General features: G+C 71.0%; 16 protein-coding genes. 6 read left to right on the top strand and 10 right to left on the bottom strand.

Going from position 1 to position 19090, the window contains the following annotated elements; all coding sequences use genetic code 11:
- The first annotated feature begins 240 nt into the window (after nt 1–240).
- Entirely contained in the window at nt 241–1155 is a 915-nt protein-coding gene (locus FB471_RS08510) for a neutral zinc metallopeptidase (protein ID WP_141996779.1), read from the top strand.
- Nucleotides 1156–1245: 90 nt separating this feature from the next.
- On the opposite strand, the gene FB471_RS08505 is transcribed toward FB471_RS08510, so the two are convergent.
- The 10 genes from FB471_RS08505 to FB471_RS08460 are packed head-to-tail and all read right to left on the bottom strand — an operon-like array spanning nt 1246 to nt 14696.
- On the bottom strand, nt 1246–2913 hold the full coding sequence (locus FB471_RS08505) for an amidohydrolase (RefSeq protein WP_141996778.1): 1668 nt from the start codon (nt 2911–2913) through the stop codon (nt 1246–1248).
- Nucleotides 2913–5888 carry an aminotransferase class III-fold pyridoxal phosphate-dependent enzyme gene (locus FB471_RS08500; protein ID WP_141996777.1) on the bottom strand — a complete coding sequence of 992 codons (2976 nt, stop codon included), beginning with the start codon at nt 5886–5888 and terminating at the stop codon, nt 2913–2915. The genes FB471_RS08505 and FB471_RS08500 overlap by 1 nt, the downstream gene beginning before the upstream one ends.
- Complete coding sequence (locus FB471_RS08495) at nt 5888–6967, bottom strand: alcohol dehydrogenase catalytic domain-containing protein (protein ID WP_141996776.1); 1080 nt, start codon at nt 6965–6967, stop codon at nt 5888–5890. Before FB471_RS08495 ends, FB471_RS08500 begins: the two co-directional genes overlap by 1 nt.
- 37 nt (nt 6968–7004) lie before the next feature.
- Nucleotides 7005–8024 (bottom strand): extracellular solute-binding protein, encoded by a 1020-nt coding sequence (locus FB471_RS08490; RefSeq protein ID WP_246076301.1) that lies wholly within the window; start codon nt 8022–8024, stop codon nt 7005–7007.
- A gap of 48 nt (nt 8025–8072) precedes the next feature.
- Nucleotides 8073–9167 carry an ABC transporter ATP-binding protein gene (locus tag FB471_RS08485; protein ID WP_141996774.1) on the bottom strand — a complete coding sequence of 365 codons (1095 nt, stop codon included), beginning with the start codon at nt 9165–9167 and terminating at the stop codon, nt 8073–8075.
- Nucleotides 9164–9976: an ABC transporter permease gene (locus tag FB471_RS08480; protein ID WP_141996773.1), complete on the bottom strand. Its 813-nt coding sequence runs from the start codon at nt 9974–9976 to the stop codon at nt 9164–9166. Before FB471_RS08480 ends, FB471_RS08485 begins: the two co-directional genes overlap by 4 nt.
- Entirely contained in the window at nt 9969–10859 is an 891-nt protein-coding gene (locus FB471_RS08475; protein ID WP_141996772.1) for an ABC transporter permease, read from the bottom strand. Before FB471_RS08475 ends, FB471_RS08480 begins: the two co-directional genes overlap by 8 nt.
- Nucleotides 10860–10873: 14 nt before the next feature.
- Complete coding sequence (locus FB471_RS08470; RefSeq protein ID WP_141996771.1) at nt 10874–11902, bottom strand: ABC transporter substrate-binding protein; 1029 nt, start codon at nt 11900–11902, stop codon at nt 10874–10876.
- Between the two features lie 17 nt (nt 11903–11919).
- On the bottom strand, nt 11920–13227 hold the full coding sequence (locus FB471_RS08465; protein ID WP_141996770.1) for an aminotransferase family protein: 1308 nt from the start codon (nt 13225–13227) through the stop codon (nt 11920–11922).
- 11 nt (nt 13228–13238) lie between these two features.
- Complete coding sequence (locus FB471_RS08460) at nt 13239–14696, bottom strand: NAD-dependent succinate-semialdehyde dehydrogenase (protein WP_141996769.1); 1458 nt, start codon at nt 14694–14696, stop codon at nt 13239–13241.
- Between the two features lie 147 nt (nt 14697–14843).
- Here FB471_RS08460 and FB471_RS08455 point away from each other — a divergent pair, with 147 nt between their 5' ends.
- The 5 genes from FB471_RS08455 to FB471_RS08435 all read left to right on the top strand — a co-directional run bounded on the left by FB471_RS08455 (nt 14844) and on the right by FB471_RS08435 (nt 19088).
- Nucleotides 14844–15374, top strand: coding sequence for a MarR family winged helix-turn-helix transcriptional regulator (locus FB471_RS08455; RefSeq protein ID WP_141996768.1), 531 nt, complete (start codon nt 14844–14846; stop codon nt 15372–15374).
- Between the two features lie 70 nt (nt 15375–15444).
- Nucleotides 15445–16389, top strand: coding sequence for a hydroxymethylglutaryl-CoA lyase (locus FB471_RS08450; RefSeq protein ID WP_141996767.1), 945 nt, complete (start codon nt 15445–15447; stop codon nt 16387–16389).
- Entirely contained in the window at nt 16382–17113 is a 732-nt protein-coding gene (locus FB471_RS08445) for an enoyl-CoA hydratase/isomerase family protein (protein ID WP_141996766.1), read from the top strand. Before FB471_RS08450 ends, FB471_RS08445 begins: the two co-directional genes overlap by 8 nt.
- Nucleotides 17114–17118: 5 nt before the next feature.
- Entirely contained in the window at nt 17119–18321 is a 1203-nt protein-coding gene (locus FB471_RS08440) for a CaiB/BaiF CoA transferase family protein (RefSeq protein ID WP_141996765.1), read from the top strand.
- Entirely contained in the window at nt 18318–19088 is a 771-nt protein-coding gene (locus FB471_RS08435; protein WP_141996764.1) for an enoyl-CoA hydratase/isomerase family protein, read from the top strand. The genes FB471_RS08440 and FB471_RS08435 overlap by 4 nt, the downstream gene beginning before the upstream one ends.
- The last annotated feature ends 2 nt before the right edge of the window (nt 19089–19090 follow it).

The following is a 19090-nucleotide window of genomic DNA, read 5'->3' as shown; positions in this document are numbered from 1 at the left end:
CCGTTCCCGGATTGTGACTGCATGTCGTTGAACGGACATATATCCTTACTTGACGCGGGCTTTGAGGGGTTTTGTGCTGCGATCCTGGGGGGACCACGGCAGGTCCGCGCGCCGTGCAGGAGCGACCGAGGGTGATCAGTGGACCGTGCCGATGATCCGTACCGAGCCGACCGGCCGGAGGAGCCGGCCGTACCCGGGGCAACGCCGTCCTCATGGCAGGACCCGCGGCAAGGGGCCATCATGCCGCCCCCGCCGCGTTACCCCGCCCCGGCGCCCCCGCAGGCCCCGCCGCGCAACTCACCGGTCGCCCTGCTCGGAACCCTGGTGATCGTGCTCGGCCTGGTGCTGGTGGTGGCGGTGGCAGGCAGGTCAGCGGATCCGGTCGAGGGCACGGCGGTGGCGATACCGGGGCTCAGCGAGAAGACCCCCGGCGAGCCGAGCCAGGACCAGGGGCCGGAACCGGTATGGGAGCTGGGCACGAACCCGTTGCTGGACGACGGCGTCGTACTGCCCGCGGTGACCTGCGACCTGCCACGGATCGGCCGGTCCACCGACCAGCTTGTCGCCTTCTACGAGGCCGGGATGCGCTGCCTGGACGAGGCGTGGGAGCCGGTGCTGCGGCAGGTGAACGAGCCGTTCTTCGCGGCGGGGCTCGAGGTGACCGCGGACGCGGCCACCCGGTGTGGCGAAGCCCCGCCGGAATCGGAGGCCACGGCCTACTACTGCCCGCTGGACGAGGTCATCTACATGCCGGAGAACCGGTTGCTCGACACCGTCGGCGTGGACCGGGCCTCCCATCTCGCGGTGCTGGCGCACGAGTACGGGCACCATGTGCAGTCGCTGAGCGGGATCATGTACGCGGTCGCCGACGTGTCCTTCGCGATGCCCGAGGGCAGTCCCGAGGAACTGGAGATGAGCAGGCGGGTCGAGTTGCAGGCGAACTGCTTCGCCGGGCTGTTCATCGCCAGCGCCGCCGGGCGTGGTTCGGTCACCATCTCGCTGAGCGAGGCCGCCATGGTGGACTTCCGCAACACCGATGGTGACGACACGCACGGCTCGCTCGATAACCAGGTCACCTGGGCCCGGGCCGGCTTCGAGGGCGAGGGCACCGCAGCCTGCAACACCTGGACGGCCACCCCCGAAGAAGTCAGCTAACCCCACCCCCGAGGACCCTGAACGTGGCTTTCGCGACGTCAGACGTCCCAATAGTGCCGTTCGCGACGGTGGGCGTCCTGATCGCCACGTTCAGGGCATGTCCGGTGGGGTGGGGGTGTCGGCGTCGAAGACCGTGCGACCGCCCACGATGGTCAGGTTCGGTCGGAGTTCGGCGAGCCGCTCGGCGGGAGCGGTCATCGGATCGCCGTCCAGCACGACGAGATCGGCCAGCTTGCCGGGCTCGATCGTGCCCTTGCGCCGCTCGGCGTGCTCGAAGTAGGCGCCGGCGCTGGTCCACAGCCGGATGCCCTGCTCGCGGGTGAGTCGCAGTTCCGGCGGGATCTCGGCGAGCGGATGCGGTGCGGCGCCGAGGAAAGTGGCCAGGCCACGTCGCCAGTCCGGGAAGCAGACCGGCGCGTCGGAGCTGTCCGCCACGGGCACCCCGTGCCCGAGCAGGGCGCCGGCGGGAAACGCGCGCGCCCACCGGTCCGTCCCGATCGCCGCGCTGATCGTGGCCCCGCTGTGTGACTTCATCAGCGAGCTGGTGATCACCCCGATACCGTGCTCCGCCAGCCGTGGCAACGATTCCTCCGCCAGCAGCGTCCCGTGGATCAGGGCGTGCCGTGCCGAAGGCCAGGGGTCGCCCCGCTGGGCGCGGACGATCCCGTCGATGGCGGCGTCGGCGGCGCGGTCCCCGGTCACGTGGATCTGCGCCTGCAACCGGTGCCGGTGCACCGTCTCGATGGAGTCCAGCAACTCGGCATAGCGGGCGTCGTCGTCCGCGCCGGGGGTGACCAGGCCCCCGTGTCCGCCGTCCGGGTAAGGCTGGTGCAGCCAGGCCGTACCGTGGCTCGGCACGCCGTCGGCGAACAGCTTCGCCCCGCCGACCCGCAACCAGTCGTCGCCGAGCCCGGTGGACAGCCCGGCCTCCGCCAGCGCGGACTCGAGCCTACGCACCGAGGTCGACGGCGAGGGCCACTCCCAGTGCAGCAGGGCGTTGACCCGGACGGTCATGCGGCTTGCCTGGTGCAGCGCGGTGTAGTCGCGCAGCAGTTCCGGCCAGACGATCGGATCGGTCACGCTGGTGATGCCCAGCGAGTTCAGCGTGCGCATCGCGGTGGCGATCGCGTCCAGCCGTTGCCGCCGCGGTTGCGCGGGCAGGTGCCGCGTGACAAGGATCCCCGCCGACTCCAGCAACATCCCGGTCGGCTCGCCGTCCGGGTCACGCACGATGGCGCCGCCTGCCGGGTCCGGGGTGTCCCGGTCGATCCCGGCCACGCGCAGCGCCGCGCTGTTGACCAGAACCGAGTGCCGCGACGCGTGGTGCAGCACGGTGGGCCGGCTACCGGTGACCTCGTCGAGCACCGCGCGGTGCGGCCCCGGCCCCGATGCGCCGAACTCGGCGATGTTGGCTTCCCGCCAGCCCTCGCCGACCAGCCACCGCCCGTCCGGCAGGGTCGTGGACGCGTCCCGCAGCGCGCCGCGCAAGGCCGCGGCCGACTCGATCCCGGTGAGGTCGACCGAGGACATCGACTGGCCGAACATCGCCAGGTGCAGGTGCGCGTCGTTGATTCCGGGCAGTACCGCGCGCCCGTCCAGTTCGACCACTGTGGACTCCGGGCCGATCAGCGCGCTGGTCGACTCGTCGTCGCCGACCGCGATGATCCGCTGCCCCGCGACGGCCACCGCCGAGGCGACCGTGAAGTTCTCGTCGACGGTCAGTACGCGACCGCCACGCAACACCAGATCGGCCTTCATCACCAACCCGCTTCCAGTATGTTGTCCAAAGTAGAGGTGAACTCGTCCGCGTGCGCCCTGGTGAAGGTCAGCGGTGGTTTGAGTTTGAGGACGTTGCCGTGCGGGCCGGTCGGATAGACGAGAATGCCCTCGTCCTTGAGCCGCTCGCAGACCAGCAACGTCTCCGCGGGGGCGGGCTCCCTGGTGCCGCGGTCACGGACCAGCTCGACACCGCTGTAGAAGCCCTGCCCGCGCACGTCACCGACCAACTCGTGCGTGCTCGCCAGCTCGGCCAGCCGGTCCCGGAAGTACCGGCCGACGTGCAGGGCATTGTCCTGCAGGCGCTCGTCCTCCAGCACCCGCAGCAGCTCGAGGCCCACCGCGCAGGCGACCGGGTTGCCGCCGTAGGTGGAGAAGAACCGGCCGCTTGCGTCGAAGGCCTCGGAGATCGCCCTTGTGGTCACCAGCGCCGCCACCGGGAACCCGTTGCCCATCGACTTGCCCATGGTCACGAAGTCGGGCACCAGTTCGGGGCCCTGGGTCTGGAACCCCCAGAACGCCTCGCCCAGCCTGCCGAACCCGACCTGCACCTCGTCGGCGATGGTGAACGCGCCGTGCCGCTTCGCCGCGGCGAAGACGGTTTCCAGGTACCCGGGCGGGAGCACGATCTGGCCCGCGCCCGCGAGCAGGGACTCGAACAGGAACGCCGTGGGAGCGCGGCGCTGGCCTGCGAGCCGCTCGAAGGTGTCGATCACGTGCCCGGCGTACCTCGCGCCGGCCCGCGGGTCGGCGTAACCGTACGGTCCGCGATACCGGTCGGGTACCGGCGTGGGGTGGGTGGTACCCGGCTTGCCGTAGTGGCGGTACCGCGAGGGGCTCACGTCGGAGACCGCGGCCGTGTAGCCGTGGTAGGCGTCGTCGATGATCACCACGTCCTGGCGTCCCGACACGTAGCGCGCCATCCGCAGCGCGAGGTCGTTCGCCTCGCTGCCGGAGTTGACGAAGTACACCACGTCCAGGCCTTCCGGCAGGGTCGCGGTGAGCGCGTCCGCGTACTCGGTCAGCGACTGGTAGACGAACCGGCTGTTGGTGTTGAGCCTGCGCAGCTGCCGGGTCGCCGCGTCGACCAGCCGCGGGTGCCCGTGGCCGAGCAGTGTCACGTTGTTCAGCGAGTCCAGGTAGGACCGGCCGTGCTCGTCGTAGAACCAGCAGTCCCGTGCCCGCACCATGGTGATCGGCTCGTCGTAGTAGGTCGGGTGGGTGGCGGGCAGCCGCTCGGCCCTGGTGCCCAGTACGCGGTCGAGCACGGGAGACCACGCGGCCGGTTCCGGCTGACCGGTGAGCGCCGTCGGGTCGGGCAGCAGTTCCTGCCACACCGGTGCCTCGGAAGGCGGCACCAGCGCGGGGATGTCGGACCACGAGGTGACCGGCACGGTCGACAGCCGGATCCCCAGGCGCGGCGGGGACGGGACGCCCGCGTCCGCGCGGACGGTCCCGATCCGCCGGCCCGCGGCAACCTCGGCGCCGGTCTCGAGCCCGGTTGCCAGCCCGGAGTAGCCGGTCCAGAACCGGACGCCGCGCACCGGTTCGTGCCGGAGCACGAGGTCCGGGTCCGTCGCCTCGACCGTACCGGCGACCGGGGCGAAGACCGGTTCGTCCCCGGCGGGGAACAGCTCGACGCCGGTCGGTACGTTCGCGGGCTCCCCGGTCGCCGTGCCACGTCGTGCCGGTGCCAGGAAACGTGGCTCCCCGTAGCGGGTGACCGGCACCGCGGGCCGGGCCGCCACGATCGCGGCCTGGGCCGCGGCCCGCAGCGTGGCGGGATCGCGCGGGTCGGCCTCGTCGAAGACCGGGCTGCCGGCGGAAAGGTCCACCGGCCGGGTCCGCGCGCACACCACCCCGCGGAAGGTGCCCGCGTTGTCCGCGAGCCATCCGGTGACCGCGGCCGTGTCCGGGCCTGCCGGGAGCCCGCACGCCCGCCGGATCACGCCGGTGCCGACGGCGGCCGGGGTTTGCGCGAGGGTGCGGACCAGCGCGGCGGCCGCGGGGGAGCGATGCCGGGGGTCGCCGTGCTCCCCGGAGGAGTCCAGCCGCGCCGTGGTGGCCGCCACCGCCGCCGCCCGGATGGCGGCCAGCGGGAACACCAGGTCGAGTTCGGCCTCGGTGAGCGGGCATGCCGCGTGGTAGGCGGCGGTGAGCAGGGAGGCGACCCGCAGCGGGCGGGCACTGCCGCGCATCGCGCTGGACAGCAGCACCGCGAGGTCCGCCACCCGCGCGGTCCGCAGCGCGTCCCCGAAGTCGATCAGCCCGGAGACCCTGCGCCGCTGACCGCGCCGCTCGACCAGCACGTTGAAGGCGTTGAGGTCGTGATGCACCACAGCCTGCGGCAGGTCCGGTAGCCGGTCCAGCAACGGCACGAACTCGGCGTGGATGCCGGTGACCGCGGCCCGCAGGTCCGCATCGGCGAGGCGGGGCAGCGAGTCGGCCAGCACGGTAACGGCGTGCGGGAACTCCCAGTAGTGCGGCTGGGGTGCGTGCGCGGGCTGCCAGGCGCCGGTCGCCGCCGCCAGCCGGCCCGCGGCCGTGCCGACGTCGGTGAGCAGCTCGTGCGAGTACCTGGAGACCTCGGCCAGCGGGGTGCCCGGCAGCCAGGTCAGCAGCCGGGCCAGGCTCCCGTCCTGGCAGGCCACCACATCGGCGCCCGCGGTGCCGGGCACCACCCGCGGTACCGCCAGTTCCGGGTCCCGCTCGGCCAGGTGCCGCAGCAACTCGGCCTGGAACCGCACCGCCCGCTCCTCGGCGGCAGCGCAGACCTTGAGTACATACTCGGCACCGGAGCCGTCCGCCACCCAGAGGTTGCGGTCGGTCTCTCCGGCCAGCGGCCGGACGGCCGCCGGCGTCACGCCGAACTCCGTGCGCAGGATCTCCCGCTGCCGGTTCTCGCCCATCCGGGGCGGCTCCGCGGTGATCCGCCGGTACCGCTGGTCGGCGGTCATCAGAAGATCACCACCGAACGAAGCGCGGAACCGGAGCGCAGCGCCCGCAGCGCGTCCGGCAGGTCGGTGAGGCCGATCCGATCGCTGATCAATGCTTCCAACTCCAGTTCACCCTTGCGCCACAACTCGATGTTGCGGGGAAAGTCCCGGTGGATGTCGCACGAACCGAATACCGAGCCGACCAGGCGCCTGCCGCTCGCGTACAGCTCGCGTGCGGAGAACGGCACCGTGGCCTCCGCGGCTCCGACGCCGACGATCACGGTGGTTCCGCCGCGCCTGGTCGCGTCGTAGGCGGACCGGATGGTCTCCGGGAGACCGACCGCCTCGAAGGCCACGTCGAACCCGGCCTCGCCGCCCGCGGTGGGCAGGTGCTCGGCGAGCTCGGCAGGGGCGGCGGCGATCGAGGCACCCAGCGTGCGGGCCAGCTCGCGCTTGGCCGGTACCGGATCCACCGCGACCACGGTGGCCGCGCCCGCGGCACGGGCGGCCTGCACGATCGACATGCCGACACCGCCACAGCCGATCACCACCGCCGTGGCGCCCTCCGCCAGTTCCGCGGTGTTCAGCACCGCACCCACCCCGGTGCTGACCCCGCAGCTGACCAGCGCACCGATCTCGTACGGCACACCGTCCGGCAGCCGCACGAGGTTGTGCTGGGTGACCACGACCTCCTCGGCGAACGCGCCACAACCGGCCTGCGCGGCCACCGGCTTGCTCCCGACCAGGAACCGCGGCCTGCGGTAGCCCGGTTCGAGGGCGTAGCCACACAGTTCCGGTTGCCCGCGCAGGCAGCACGGGCAGGAGCCGCACTGCGGCACCCAGGAGACCATCACCCGGTCGCCGGGTTCGAAGTCCCGCACCTGGTCACCGACCTCGACCACCTCACCGGCAGCCTCGTGGCCGAGCACCACCGGGGGAGCGAGGCCGAGCCGCCCGGTGGCCGCGGACAGGTCGGAGTGGCAGACGCCGGCGGCCCGTACCCGCACCCGGACGAGCACATCGGACACCGCGACGGTCTCGACATCGTCGCGGATGCCGATCCCGTCCAGCCCGGCATGCCGCAGCACGGCAGCGCGCATCACGCCCTCCCTCGCCCGTCCGGCCCGCTCGCCCGGCTCATCCGGTCTGCCATGCCGACCACGCCTGCACGACCGAGGTGTAGTTCGGGGTCCACCAGTCGGCATCGATGAACACCTGGCGGTCGACGTGCTCGGCGCCGAGCACGTCGACCCGTTGCTGCAGCTCGTTTACCCGCGGCTCGGCGGCGACGTTGGCCGGGCCCGCACCCGAGATCTCGGCGAACCTCGCGGCCTGCTCCGGCCGCGAGGCGAACCGGATGAGGTCCACGGCGGTGTCCTTGTGCGGGCTGCCCTTCGGGATCACCAGCACGTCCCAGGTGACCGGAACCTTGGTCCGCATGGCCTTCCACTGCGTGCCACCGGCCTGCAACGCGGAGTATGCCCGCGCGCTGACCACCAGCGCCATATCCGCCTGGTCGTCCACCATCACCTGCTGCTGCTGGCCGTAGGTCTGCGCGAAGATGAGGTCGGACCGGATCCGGTCGTACACGCCGAGGGCGCGCTGCACGTCCAGCGGGTAGAGCTGGTCCTCGGGCACACCGCCGGCGAGCAGGGCCGCCTCCAGCGTGCCGATGGCCGGATCCTTGCCGTAGATCACCCGCTTACCGGGGAACTTGCTGGTGTCGAAGAAGTCCGCGAGCGTGGACGGCGGGTTCTCGCCGTAGGTGTTCTCGTTGTACATCGGCATCAGGCCGAACAGCGCCGCCGGAACCCCGCAGTCGGAAAGGGTTCCCTCCGGAAACGAATCCCGTAGGTCGCCGACGTCGATCTTCTCCAGCAGGGTGCCGCAGTGTTCCCTGGCCATGAACGCGTCGGTGTCCATGATGTCCCAGGTGACCCTGCCCGCCTCGACCATGGCACGCAGCTTCGCGTTGTCCGAAGGCCCGTCCAGTGTGATGTCCACATCGGACTTATCCTCGTACGGTTCCAGCCATGCCTGCTGCTGACCGTCCTGGTAGGCGCCCTCACCGTAGGACACGAAGGTCAGCGACTGGTCGTCGGTGCCCGCGGTGCAGCCCGCGAGCAGTGCGACCGCGAACCCGGCCGCTCCCGCCATTCTTGTTCTTGTTCGACGCACTGGCATTCTCCTTGTTCGTCGCCGCGGTCAGCCGATGACCGTCGCGGCGGTCTGGTCCATACCTGCCGGGTCGAGCCGGGAGCCCGCGGTCTCGGGGTCCGGGATGACGGCCTGGTGCCGGGAGCTCCAGCTCACCACCACGGGCTCGCCGGGCGCGGCCGGGAGAGCGGCGCCGGCGAGGCGCATCGCCGAGCCGCTGGTGCCGTCGGCGAACCGCAGCCCGATCCGGTGATGGTTGCCCACGTACACGACGTCGGTGACGGTCGCGTCCCGCCGCGGGCAACCTGCCGGTGCCTCAGCGGGGTCGGCGTGCAGTTCCAGCCGTTCCGGCCGGACCACCGCGAGCTCGCCCGCACCGGCGGCACCGTGGAACACGTTGGACTCGCCGAGAAAGCGCGCCACGAACAGCGTCCGCGGGCGTTCGTAGAGCTCGTCGGGAGTGCCGACCTGCTCGACCTTCCCCTCGTGGAACACCGCGATCCGGTTGGAAAGGGTGAGTGCCTCCTCCTGGTCGTGGGTGACGAAGATGAACGTCATGCCCAGTTCCCGGTGCATCCGGGCGATCTCCCGGCGCAGCTGGTCGCGCAGCCGCTTGTCCAGTGCGCCGAGTGGCTCGTCCAGCAGCAGCGCCCGTGGCTCGTAGACCACCGCGCGGGCCAGCGCGACCCGCTGCTGCTGCCCGCCGGAGAGCTGTTTCGGGAGCCGGTCGGCGACCTCCTCGAGGTCGACCAGCCGCAACGCCTCGCGCACCCTGGTCGCGATCTCCGCTTTCGGCATGCTCCGCTGCTGCAACGGGAACGCGATGTTGCGTGCCGCCGTCATGTGCGGGAACAGCGCGTACTGCTGGAACACCACGCCGAGATCGCGCTTGTGTGCCTTGAGCCTGCTGACGTCCTCACCGTCGATGGAGATCGAGCCCTCGCTCAACGGCACGAATCCGGCGATCATCGACAGCATGGTCGTCTTGCCGGACCCGGACGGGCCGAGAAAGGTCATGAACTCGCCCGGCGCGATGTCCAGCGACACGTCATCGACGGCGGGCCGGGGCAGCGCGGGGAACTCCTTGGTCACGTTCGCGATCCGGATCCCGTGACTGGTGGGTGTGGACGGCTGTGCGCTCATGATTCGCTCCGGCGTCTGCGGACCAGCTGCGGCAGCAGCAGGGCGATGGTCGTGATCGCCACGATCAGGCTGGAGGCCGCGGCGATCGTCGGGTCGATTTCCAGAGTGATCGAGTTGTACATCTGCACCGGCAGCGTGCGGATGTCCGGAGTCTGCAGGAACAGGGCGATCATCACCTCGTCAAGGGAGACGACGAAGGCGAACACGAAACCGGAAGCCACCCCTGGCGCCAGCAGCGGCAGGGTCACCTTCCGGAACGTCGTCCACCAGGACGCGCCGAGGCTGGCGGCTGCGGTCTCGACCACCCGGTCGTAGCCGGCCAGGCTGGTGGCGACCGAGGTCACCACGAACGGCAGCGCGAGCACGGTGTGCGCCAGCACGAACCCGAGCAACGTCCCGTTCAGCTGCCAGCGCAGGAACGTCCCGTAGATCGCCACCGCGACCACGATCCCGGGCACGATCATCGGGGCCATCGCGGCCGAACGCAGCATCTCCCTGCCCCGGAACCCGGTGCGGTCCAGGCCGATCGCCGCCGCGACCCCGACCGCGGTGGCCAGCACCGCGGTCAGCAGGCCGATCTGCAGCGAGTTGAGCACAGAGGACATCCAGGCGTGCGAGGAGAAGAACTCCTCGTACCAGCGCAGCGACCATTCCCGCGGCGGGAACTCGAAGGTCTCGCTCGCGCTGAAGCTCATCGGGATGACCACCAGCGTCGGGGCCAGCAGCAGCGCGGCCACCAGCACCACCCAGATACGCAGACCCCAGCCGATTCCCTGCCGCCCGGCGCGGGGCCGGTCCGCGCTAGCCACGGTCCACCGCCTGGTTCAGTGCCGCGGTCGGGCGCGCGATCCGGCTCACGGCGAACAGCACCAGCAGCGTGACCACCAGCAGCACCGCACCGAACGCGCCCGCTCCCGGGAAGTCCAGCAGGTCACTGACCCTGGTCTCGATCACCTGCGCCACCAGCGACTGCTGCGGTGTGCCGAGCAGCGCGGGCGTGATGAAGAACCCCAGTGTCACGATGAAGACCAGGGAGAATCCGGAGACCACACCGGGAAGCGACAGCGGGAAGTACACCTTGGCGAAGGCGGTGCGCCACGACGCGCCGAGGCTGGTCGCCGCGTCGAGCAGCCGCCGGTCGATGGCACTCATCCCGCTGTACAGCGGAAGCACCATGAACGGCAGCATCACCTGCACCATGGCCACGGTCACCCCGGTCACGCTGCCGAGCAGCACCACGCCGTCGATGCCGAGCGCGGCGAGGAACCGCTCGATCAGGCCGCCCCGCTGCTCGAGCAGGTACCAGGCGAAGTTCCTCGCCATCACCGAGGTCCAGAACGGCAGCAGCACCAGCACGGTCAGCAGTGCCCGGCCGCGTTTCGACACCCTCGTCATGGCGTACGCGTACGGGTAGGCGATCACCAGCGCCACCAGCGCGACGATCAGGGCGGTCCGCAGCGTGCGCAGCAGCACGGTGACCGAGACCCCGTCGGTGAACAGCACGGTGTAGTTGTCCAGGCCGAACGCGGGCTCGGTGATGCTGCGCCACACGATCGTGGCCAGCGGGTAGAAGAAGAACACCAGGAGTACCGCGGCGGCGGGCAGCAGGGTCCAGTTGACCATGCGGGGCCGCCTCCCGCGCCCGGTGGAAGCCGTGCCGGCCGTGCCGGTGGCCACCGTGGATGAGCTCATCGCACCCGCACCACCTAACCGGCCAGCCAGGCGGTGAACTTCTCGGTCACCGCGTCGAAGTTGCGTGCCCACCACCGGGCGTTGCCGAGCACCACGCTGTGCCGGTGCTCAGGGGAGAACGCGTCGATCCGGCGCTGTACCTCGTCGAAGTTCGGCTTGACCTGCTCGTTCACCGGCTGTACCGAGGCCAGTTCGGAGAACCTCGCCGACGGCTCGTCCCCCGCGATGAACGCGATGAACTTCATGGCCTCTTCCCTGTTCGGCGAGCCCTTCGGCACGACGAGGTCATTCCAGTTGACGATCGTCTTGTCCCACACCGGCTCGAACGGCGCACCCGCGCTGAGCGCCTGGTGGGCCCGTGCCGTGGACACCAGCGCCATGTCCACCTGGCCGTCCACCATCGCCTGCTGCATCTGGCCGTAGGTCTCCGCGAACGTGGTCACGTCCTTGATCACGTCGACCTTGCGCAGCGCCCGGTCGACATCCAGCGGGTAGAGCTGATCCGGGTGCGCCCCGTCGGCCAGCAGCGCGTCCTCGAGCAGCCCGACGGCGATCTCCGGGGGAACCATCCGCCTGCCGGGATAGCGCTCGGGATCGAAGAAGTCCGCAATGGTCCGCGGTGGCCGGTCGCCGTACTTGGTGGTGTCGTACATGAAGATGATGCTGTAGAAGTAGGCTGGCACCCCGCACTCGCTCACCGTCTCCGGCGGGTAGGCGTCGCGGTCGACGATGGAGAAGTCCAGTGGCTCCAGGTAGGTGCCGCAGTACTGCTCGGCCGCCGCCGCACTGGTGTCCACCACGTCCCAGCTGACCTTGCCCGCGTCGACCATCGCCCGCAGCTTGGCCTCGTCCACCGGGCCGTCATTGCGGACCTCGATGCCGGACTCGGCGGTGAACGGCTCCTGCCACGCCGTCTTCTGGTTGTCCTGGAAGGAACTTCCGGTGGAGACGAAGGTCAGCGCCCGGTTGTCCGATCCGCACGCGGCGGTGCCGGCGAGTACCGACGCCATCGCCACGGCGGTCACTGTTCTGCTGCCTCGCATGGCGGCCTCCGAAGGGGTCACGGGGCGGGCCGGCTACCGGCCGCCGTCACGTGCTCGCGCACCACCCGCACGAGGGTGCGGGCCTGCTCGTCGCTGATCACCAGCGGTGGCGAGATGATGATGTTGGTCCCGGCGGCGCGCACGATGAGCCCGTCCCGCCGTGCGCCCGCCTGCACGCTCGCGGCGTCGCGGTCGAGCTCGACGCCGAGCATCAACCCGACGCCACGTACCTCGCGGACGTGCTCGAGCTCCGCGAGCGGCTCGAGACCGGCCCGGATCGCGGCGCCGACCTCCTTCGCCCGGTCGAGCAGCCCCTCACGCTCCAGGATGTCGATATTGGCAAGGGCGACCGCCGCGCCGACCGGATGGCCGTTGTAGGTGAAGCCGTGCCGGAAGGCCGCGCCGTCGGCCAGCCGGAGGACCCGCTCGCCGACCAGCACCGCCCCCATCGGGATGTACCCGCTGGAGATCCCCTTGGCGGTGACGATCATGTCCGGCTCGATCCCGTAGTGCTCGGAAGCGAACCAGTGCCCGATCCGGCCGAACGCGGTCACGATCTCGTCGACGATCAGCAGGATGCCGTGCCGCCGCAGGACCTCCTGCACCCGGGGCCAGTAGCCGGGCGGGGGCGGCACCATGCCGCCGACGCCGAGCACCGGTTCGGCGACGAAGGCGGCGATCCGCTCGGGGCCGATCTCGGCGATCCGCTGTTCCAGCTCGGCGACCAGGATGCAGGTCGCGTCATCGCCGTGTTCGAGCCCGTGTGGCTTGCCGACGAACTCGACGCCGGAAAGCAGTGGCCCGAACCCTTCGTGGAGTGCGTCGATGCCGGTCGCGGCGAGCGAGCCGCCGCCCATGCCGTGGTAGCCGCCGGTGCGGGCGAGGATGACGTTGCGGTCGGGCTTGCCCGCGTTGTACCAGGCGAGCCGGGCGAGCTTGATCGCGGTCTCGTTGCCCTCGGAGCCGCCGTTGGTGAAGAACACCTTCCGCAACCCCGGCGGCGCCAACCGCAGCAGCCGGTCGGCGAGCAAAATGGACGGTTCGTTGGCGTAGTCCCCGAAGGACGAGTAGAACTCCAGCCTGCCGATCTGCTCGGCGGCCGCCGCGGCCAGCTCAGCCCGCCCGTGTCCCACCGGGCACTGCCACAGCCCGCATGTACCGTCTACATAGGATTTACCGGTGTCGTCCCACAGCACAGCGCCCTCGGCGCGCTCGATGATCAGCGGCTCGGCCGGCGCGCCGATCGTGGTGTGCGGGTGGATGATGTTGCGAACATCCAGTTCGGCGAGCAGCCGAGCCCGCTCGCTCGCTTCCTGTACGGTCATGTTTCCCGTCCTCACCGCGACTCCCGCAGCTTGATCGAGACGGCCTTGGTATCCAGGAACGCCTCGATACCCTCGCTGCCGCCCTCCCGTTCCTGACCGCTGTTCTTCATCCCGCCGAACGGCAGTTCGGGACGCACCGGAGCGCCCTCGTTCACCCCGATCACCCCGAAGTTCAGCCGGTCCAGCGCGGTCCAGATCCGGTCCAGATCCGGTCCAAAGAGGTAGGCGGCCAGGCCGTAGTCGGTGGCGTTGGCCCGCTCGATCGCCTCCTCGTCGGTGTCGAAGGAGTACACCGGCAGCACCGGGCCGAACGTCTCCGCGCGGCTGATCACCATGTCGTCGCCTGCCCCGGTGAGCACGGTCGGCTCGAAGAACGCGCCGGTGAGCTCCGGATCGTCCGGCCGCCACCGGGTGCCGCCGGTGAGCACCCGCGCACCGTGCGCCACCGCGTCCTCGACGTGGTGTTCCACCTTGTCCAGGCCGTCTCGGTCGATCAGCGGGCCGATCGTGGTGCCGGTCGCGGCACCGTGACCGATCCGCAGTGCGGCCACCTTCTTCTCGAGCAGGCCGAGGAACTCGTCGTGCACTTCCCGGTGCACGTACAGCCGGTTGATCGCGATGCAGCTCTGGCCCGCGTTGAAGAACTTCGCGGCCGCCACCCCGGCCGCCGCGGCGGGCAGGTCCGCGTCGGCGAACACGATGGCCGGTGAGTGCCCGCCCATCTCCAGCGAGGTGCGGCGAAGGTGGGTCCCGGTGCCGCGCAGCAGCCCGAGGCCGACCTCGGTGGAACCGGTGAAGCTGACCTTGCGCAGCCGCTTGTCGGCCAGGAGGGTGCCGGCGACCTCGGCCGGCCGGGAGGTGGTGACGGACTGGAGCACCCCGGCCGGGATGCCGGTCTCCTCGATGATGCGGACCAGCTCGGTCGCGATCAGCGGGGTCTGCTCGGCGGGCTTGACGATCAGCGGGACCCCGGCGGCCAGCGCGAGGCCGATCTTGCGGATCAGCATGCTGGCGGGGAAGTTCCACGGGGTGATCGCGAGCGCGGGCCCGACCGGGGCGGTCAGCACCAGTCCCGGGCCGCTCGGCGAGGAGGGGGTCACCCTGCCGTAGGCGCGCCGCCCCTCCTCCGCGCTCCACTCCAGCATCCGGGCGCTGCCGAGCAGCTCGCCAGCGGACTCCCGGAGTGGCTTGCCGTTCTCGCTGGTCAGGAGTTCCGCCAGCGGATCGACCCGGTCGCGGATCTCGGCGGCGGCTACGCGCAGGAACTCGCCTCGCTGCTCCGCGCTCGTCGACCGCCACGCCTCGAAGGCACGGCAGGCCGCGTCCAGAGCATCGGCCGCGTCCGCCTCGCCGCCATCGGTCGCCGTGCCGATGACTGCCTGCGTGGCCGGGTCGACCACGTCGAAGTTCGTCTCGCCGGACCGCCACCTGCCGTCGATCAGCAGGGTCGCGGGGGAGTCAGTGGACATTCGGGGCCCTTCGTCGATCGTGCCGATCATCGGCCTTGGCGGCACAGTGTCAACCTATCTGTTGTTGTTGTCAACAGATGGCCTGTTTTCCGATTCCATCCCGAGCCGGTACCCCACGACGCCGCCCGGTTGCCTACAGTGCATGGAATGAACGCTCCCAAGCGCACCTCACCGGAACCCGGAACCCCGGACTCCGAGCAGGCTCCGGCGTCCACGGAGGCGTCGGCCCCGGCGCCGGTGCCCATCCACGGCCTGCTGTCCTACCGGCTCAGCAGGGTCGCCAACGCCATGTCCCGCAGCGCAGCACTGCGCTACCGGCGTGACTTCGATGTCAGCCTCGCCGAGTGGCGGACCATCGCGTTGCTCGGCGCCGACGCCCCGCTGACGCTGAACAAGCTGGCCAGGCTCGCCGCGCTGGACAAGGCGCAGATGAGCAGGGTGGTCACCAAGCTGAGCGAGCGCGGGCTGGTGCTGCGTGAGTTCGGCGCGGGACGGACGACCCAGCTGACGTTGACCCGCCGCGGACATTCTGTCTACAATGGACTGATTGTCGCCGCGAACGAGCGCAACGAGGCGTTCCAGGTCTGCCTCACCGACCAGGAACGCGAGGTGCTCGACACCGCGCTGGAGAAGCTGGCGACCTTGGCCCGCGCGCTGGAGCGTGCCGAGGAGCGCTGAGCGCAGTCTGTTGACATTATCAACAGACATCTGACACGCTCCTCGCATCAACGGTGGGAGGAGACGTGCCGTGCGGGACCGGGTCACGATCTGCGAGTGCTTTGCCCGTGACGGGCTACAGCACGAGCCGGACTTCGTCGCCACCGCGACCAAGCTGGCCGTACTGAACGCCTTCGTCGACGCGGGTTTCACCCGGGTCGAGGCCACCAGCTACAGCCATCCGGAACGGGTGCCCGCCTTCCGGGACGCGAGCGACGTGCTGGCCGCCGTGCCCCGTCGCGAGGGGGTCGCCTTCAAGGCCACCTGCCCGAACGCGCGCGCCGTGCGGCGTGCCGTCGCCGATCTCGATGCCGGTCACGGCGCCGACGAGCTCAGCCTGCTGGTCTCGGCGACCGAGTCGCATACCGAGCGCAACCTGCGCACGACCCGCACCCGTCAGTGGGACAACGTCGCCGAGATGGTGCGGCTCGCCGGTGGCCGGTTCACCCTGGTCGGCGTCGTCTCGGTGGCCTTCGGCTGCCCGTTCGAGGGCCCGGTCGACCCCGGCAGGGTGGTCGAGGACGTCGGACGCTTCGCCGCGCTCGGCGTCGATCTGGTCACCCTCGGCGACACCACCGGCCTCGGCTCACCGACCACGGTCGCGCCGGTGTTCGCCCGGCTGGCGGCGGAGTATCCCGACCTGCCGGTGGTGGCTCACTTCCACAACACGAGGGGCGCGGCGCTGGCCAACTGTGTGGCCGCACTCGACGCGGGCTGCAGGCATTTCGACAGCGCGTTCGGCGGGGTGGGCGGGCACCCCGCCGGGATCAGCTACGGCGGCGGGCTGACCGGCAACGCCTGCACCGAGGACCTGGTGAACCTGTTCGAGTCGATGGGGGTGGACACCGGGCTCGACCTGGACCGGGTCCTGACCGCCTCCGGGCTCTGCGAGCGGGCGCTGGGCCGGACACTGCACAGCATGGTGGCGCGGGCCGGTTTCGGCCTGCCGACGAAGGGGGTCCTGCGGAATGTCTGACGAGGACGTGCTGCTGACCGAGGAGCATGGGGCGGTCCGCGTGCTGCGGATGAACCGGCCTGCCAAGCACAACGCGCTGAACACCCCGCTGACCGCGGCCCTGCTGGAGGCGCTGCTGGCCGCCGACGCCGACGCGGGCGTACGGGCGGTGGTGCTCACCGGGCAGGGACCCAGCTTCTGCGCCGGGGCGGATGTCCGGGAGTTCGCCGAGCTGACCCCGGACGACCAGGACGCCGTGCTGCACCGCGCCGAGCTGACCGCGCGGACCCAGGCGCTGCCGCAGCAGCTGCGCAAGCCGATCGTCTCGGTCGTGCACGGCGCCGCGCTCGGCGGCGGGGCCGGCCTCGCGCTCGGCTGCGACATGATGGTCGCCGCCACCGGTACCCGGTTCGGTTACCCGGAGCTGACCCACTCCATCGTGCCCGCCATCGTGCTGACCGGCCTGCAACGCCACCTCGGCCGCAAGCTCGCCTTCGAGCTGATCAGCAGGGGCCGGACGCTCGGCGCCGAGGAGCTGGCCGGGGCGGGCCTCGCCAACCGGGTCACCGACCCCGGCGAGGCACTGGCGGCCGGGCTGGAGATCGCCAGGGAATGGGCCGAGGCCGAGCCGCGGGCGATCGCGGCCACCAAGGACCTGTTCTACCGGGTAGCCGACCTGCCCTTCGCCGAGGCCATGCGCGCGGGCAGGGACGTCAACACGATCATGCGAAGCTTCCGGGACTGATCGCCATGCGACCACTCTCCGGCATCACCGTCCTCGACTTCTCCAGGGTCCTCGCCGGCCCGATGGCCACCCAGATCCTCGCCGAGCTCGGCGCCGAGGTGATCAAGGTCGAACGCCCCGGCGCGGGTGACGAGTCCCGCCTGATGCAGCCGATGCTGCCCAGCGGGGACAGCGCGTACTACTTCGCGTTCAACCGCGGCAAGCGCTCGATCACCCTCGACCTGGGAACCGAGCGCGGCCGCGAGCTGGCCCGGGAGCTGGCGGGCACGGCCGATGTGCTGGTGGAGAACTTCCTGCCGGGCAGGATGGACCGGCTCGGGCTCGGCTACCGCACGCTGGCCGCGGACAACCCCGGGCTGGTCTACGTCTCGACCACCGGCTTCGGGCAGCGCGGGCCGTACGCGGACCGCAGGGGCTACGACACGGTGTTCCAGGCACTGTCCGGGCTGATGTCGATGACCGGCTATCCCGAGTCACCACCGGCCAAGGCGGGCATCCCGGTGGCCGATATGACCTCCGGGCTCTGGATCGTCATCGCCGCGCTGACCGGGCTGGCCGGCAGGGCGAGCACCGGAAAGGGCGACCATGTCGACCTGTCCATGATGGATGTGCAGGTCAGCCTGCTGGCGCTGGCCGCGGCCAGGCTGTTCGTACTGGACGAGGACCCCGGGCGCACCGGGAGCGCGCATCCCGGCAGGGTGCCCTCGGAGGCGCTGGCCTGCGCGGACGGCCGCTGGTTGCAGATCAGCTGCAGCGACCAGCACTGGCCGTCGCTGTGTGCCGTGCTCGGCCTGGACGAGCTGGCCGCGGAACCCGGCTTGCGCACCAACGCGGGCAGGCTGGCCGAGCGGGACCGGGTGATGGCGGCGCTGCGTTCCGCGTTCGCCGGGCGGGAGCGGGACGAACTGGCCGGGGCGCTACGCGACGCCGGTATCCCCGCGGGCGAGGTGAACAGCGTGCGGGAGATCCTCACCGACGAGAACACCGTGGCCCGCGACCTGGTCGGCAGCTTCGACCATCCCGTTGCCGGGGCCTTCCCCGCGCTGCGCACGCCGTTACGCATGGACAACGGCGCCGACGACGTCCAGGTCCCAGACATCGGCACGCCGCCCGTGCTCGGTGCGGACACCGAGGCGGTGCTGCGCGACCGGCTGAAACTGAGCGCCACGGACATCGACGCGCTGCGTCGGGAAGGGACGATCACGTGACCGGCGCCGAAGTGCTGGTGGAGACCACCGGCCCCGTTGCCAGGGTGGTGCTCAACCGCCCGCACGCACGCAACGCGCTGAACCTCCCGACGTGCCTCGCCCTGCGCGAGGCGTTCGAGCGGCTGGACGCCGAGCCCGGCACCAGGGTGGTGCTGGTCGAGGGCAACGGCCCCACCTTCTGCGCGGGCGCTGACCTCAAGGAACGGTCGGGGAAGGACGCCGCGTGGGTGCGCGGCCGCAGGCAGGCCTCGTTCGCCGCGTACGAGGCGATCGAGCGGTGCAGCAAGCCGGTGGTCGCGCTGCTGCACGGCGCCGTGGTCGGCTCCGGTGGCGAGATCGCGATGAGCTGCGACTTCGCCGTGGCCACCAGCTCGGCCAGCTTCCGGTTCCCTGAGCCGCACTGGGGCACGGTCGGTGCCACCCAGCGGTTGCAGCGGGTGATCGGTCCGCGGCGGGCCAAGGAACTGCTCTTCACCAACCGGGTGATGACCGCCGCGGAGGCCCTCCGGGTGGGCCTGGTGACCCGCCTGGTCGAACCGGAGGAGCTGGCCACGACCGGTGCCGAGCTCGCGGCCCGGATCGCGGAGGCGCCCGAGCTGGCCATCACGCTCACCAAGCAGGCCGTGGACCTGGGCACCGAGACCGACCTTGACCGGGGGATCCGGATCGAGATGGCCGCGATCGAGCGCAACCTCGCCGAGGGTGGCTCGCGTGCCGAGGTGGACACGATCGCCGGGAAGGCGGCGGACCAGGATCAGGAGGCCTGACG

Source organism: Amycolatopsis cihanbeyliensis (genome assembly GCF_006715045.1).
Classification (GTDB): domain Bacteria; phylum Actinomycetota; class Actinomycetes; order Mycobacteriales; family Pseudonocardiaceae; genus Amycolatopsis; species Amycolatopsis cihanbeyliensis.
Note: the sequence above shows the minus strand (reverse complement) of the source record. Positions and strands in the feature narration are given on the sequence as shown.

What these genes read in the sequence shown, in the direction of transcription:
- FB471_RS08510 (WP_141996779.1), top strand. Translation starts at nt 241, where the DNA reads ATGCCGCCCCCGCCGCGTTACCCCGCCCCGGCGCCCCCGCAGGCCCCG.
- FB471_RS08505 (WP_141996778.1), bottom strand. Translation starts at nt 2,913, where the DNA reads ATGAAGGCCGATCTGGTGTTGCGTGGCGGTCGCGTACTGACCGTCGAC.
- FB471_RS08500 (WP_141996777.1), bottom strand. Translation starts at nt 5,888, where the DNA reads ATGACCGCCGACCAGCGGTACCGGCGGATCACCGCGGAGCCGCCCCGG.
- FB471_RS08495 (WP_141996776.1), bottom strand. Translation starts at nt 6,967, where the DNA reads ATGCGCGCTGCCGTGCTGCGGCATGCCGGGCTGGACGGGATCGGCATC.
- FB471_RS08490 (WP_246076301.1), bottom strand. Translation starts at nt 8,024, where the DNA reads ATGGCGGGAGCGGCCGGGTTCGCGGTCGCACTGCTCGCGGGCTGCACC.
- FB471_RS08485 (WP_141996774.1), bottom strand. Translation starts at nt 9,167, where the DNA reads ATGAGCGCACAGCCGTCCACACCCACCAGTCACGGGATCCGGATCGCG.
- FB471_RS08475 (WP_141996772.1), bottom strand. Translation starts at nt 10,859, where the DNA reads ATGAGCTCATCCACGGTGGCCACCGGCACGGCCGGCACGGCTTCCACC.
- FB471_RS08470 (WP_141996771.1), bottom strand. Translation starts at nt 11,902, where the DNA reads ATGCGAGGCAGCAGAACAGTGACCGCCGTGGCGATGGCGTCGGTACTC.
- FB471_RS08465 (WP_141996770.1), bottom strand. Translation starts at nt 13,227, where the DNA reads ATGACCGTACAGGAAGCGAGCGAGCGGGCTCGGCTGCTCGCCGAACTG.
- FB471_RS08460 (WP_141996769.1), bottom strand. Translation starts at nt 14,696, where the DNA reads ATGTCCACTGACTCCCCCGCGACCCTGCTGATCGACGGCAGGTGGCGG.
- FB471_RS08455 (WP_141996768.1), top strand. Translation starts at nt 14,844, where the DNA reads ATGAACGCTCCCAAGCGCACCTCACCGGAACCCGGAACCCCGGACTCC.
- FB471_RS08445 (WP_141996766.1), top strand. Translation starts at nt 16,382, where the DNA reads ATGTCTGACGAGGACGTGCTGCTGACCGAGGAGCATGGGGCGGTCCGC.
- FB471_RS08440 (WP_141996765.1), top strand. Translation starts at nt 17,119, where the DNA reads ATGCGACCACTCTCCGGCATCACCGTCCTCGACTTCTCCAGGGTCCTC.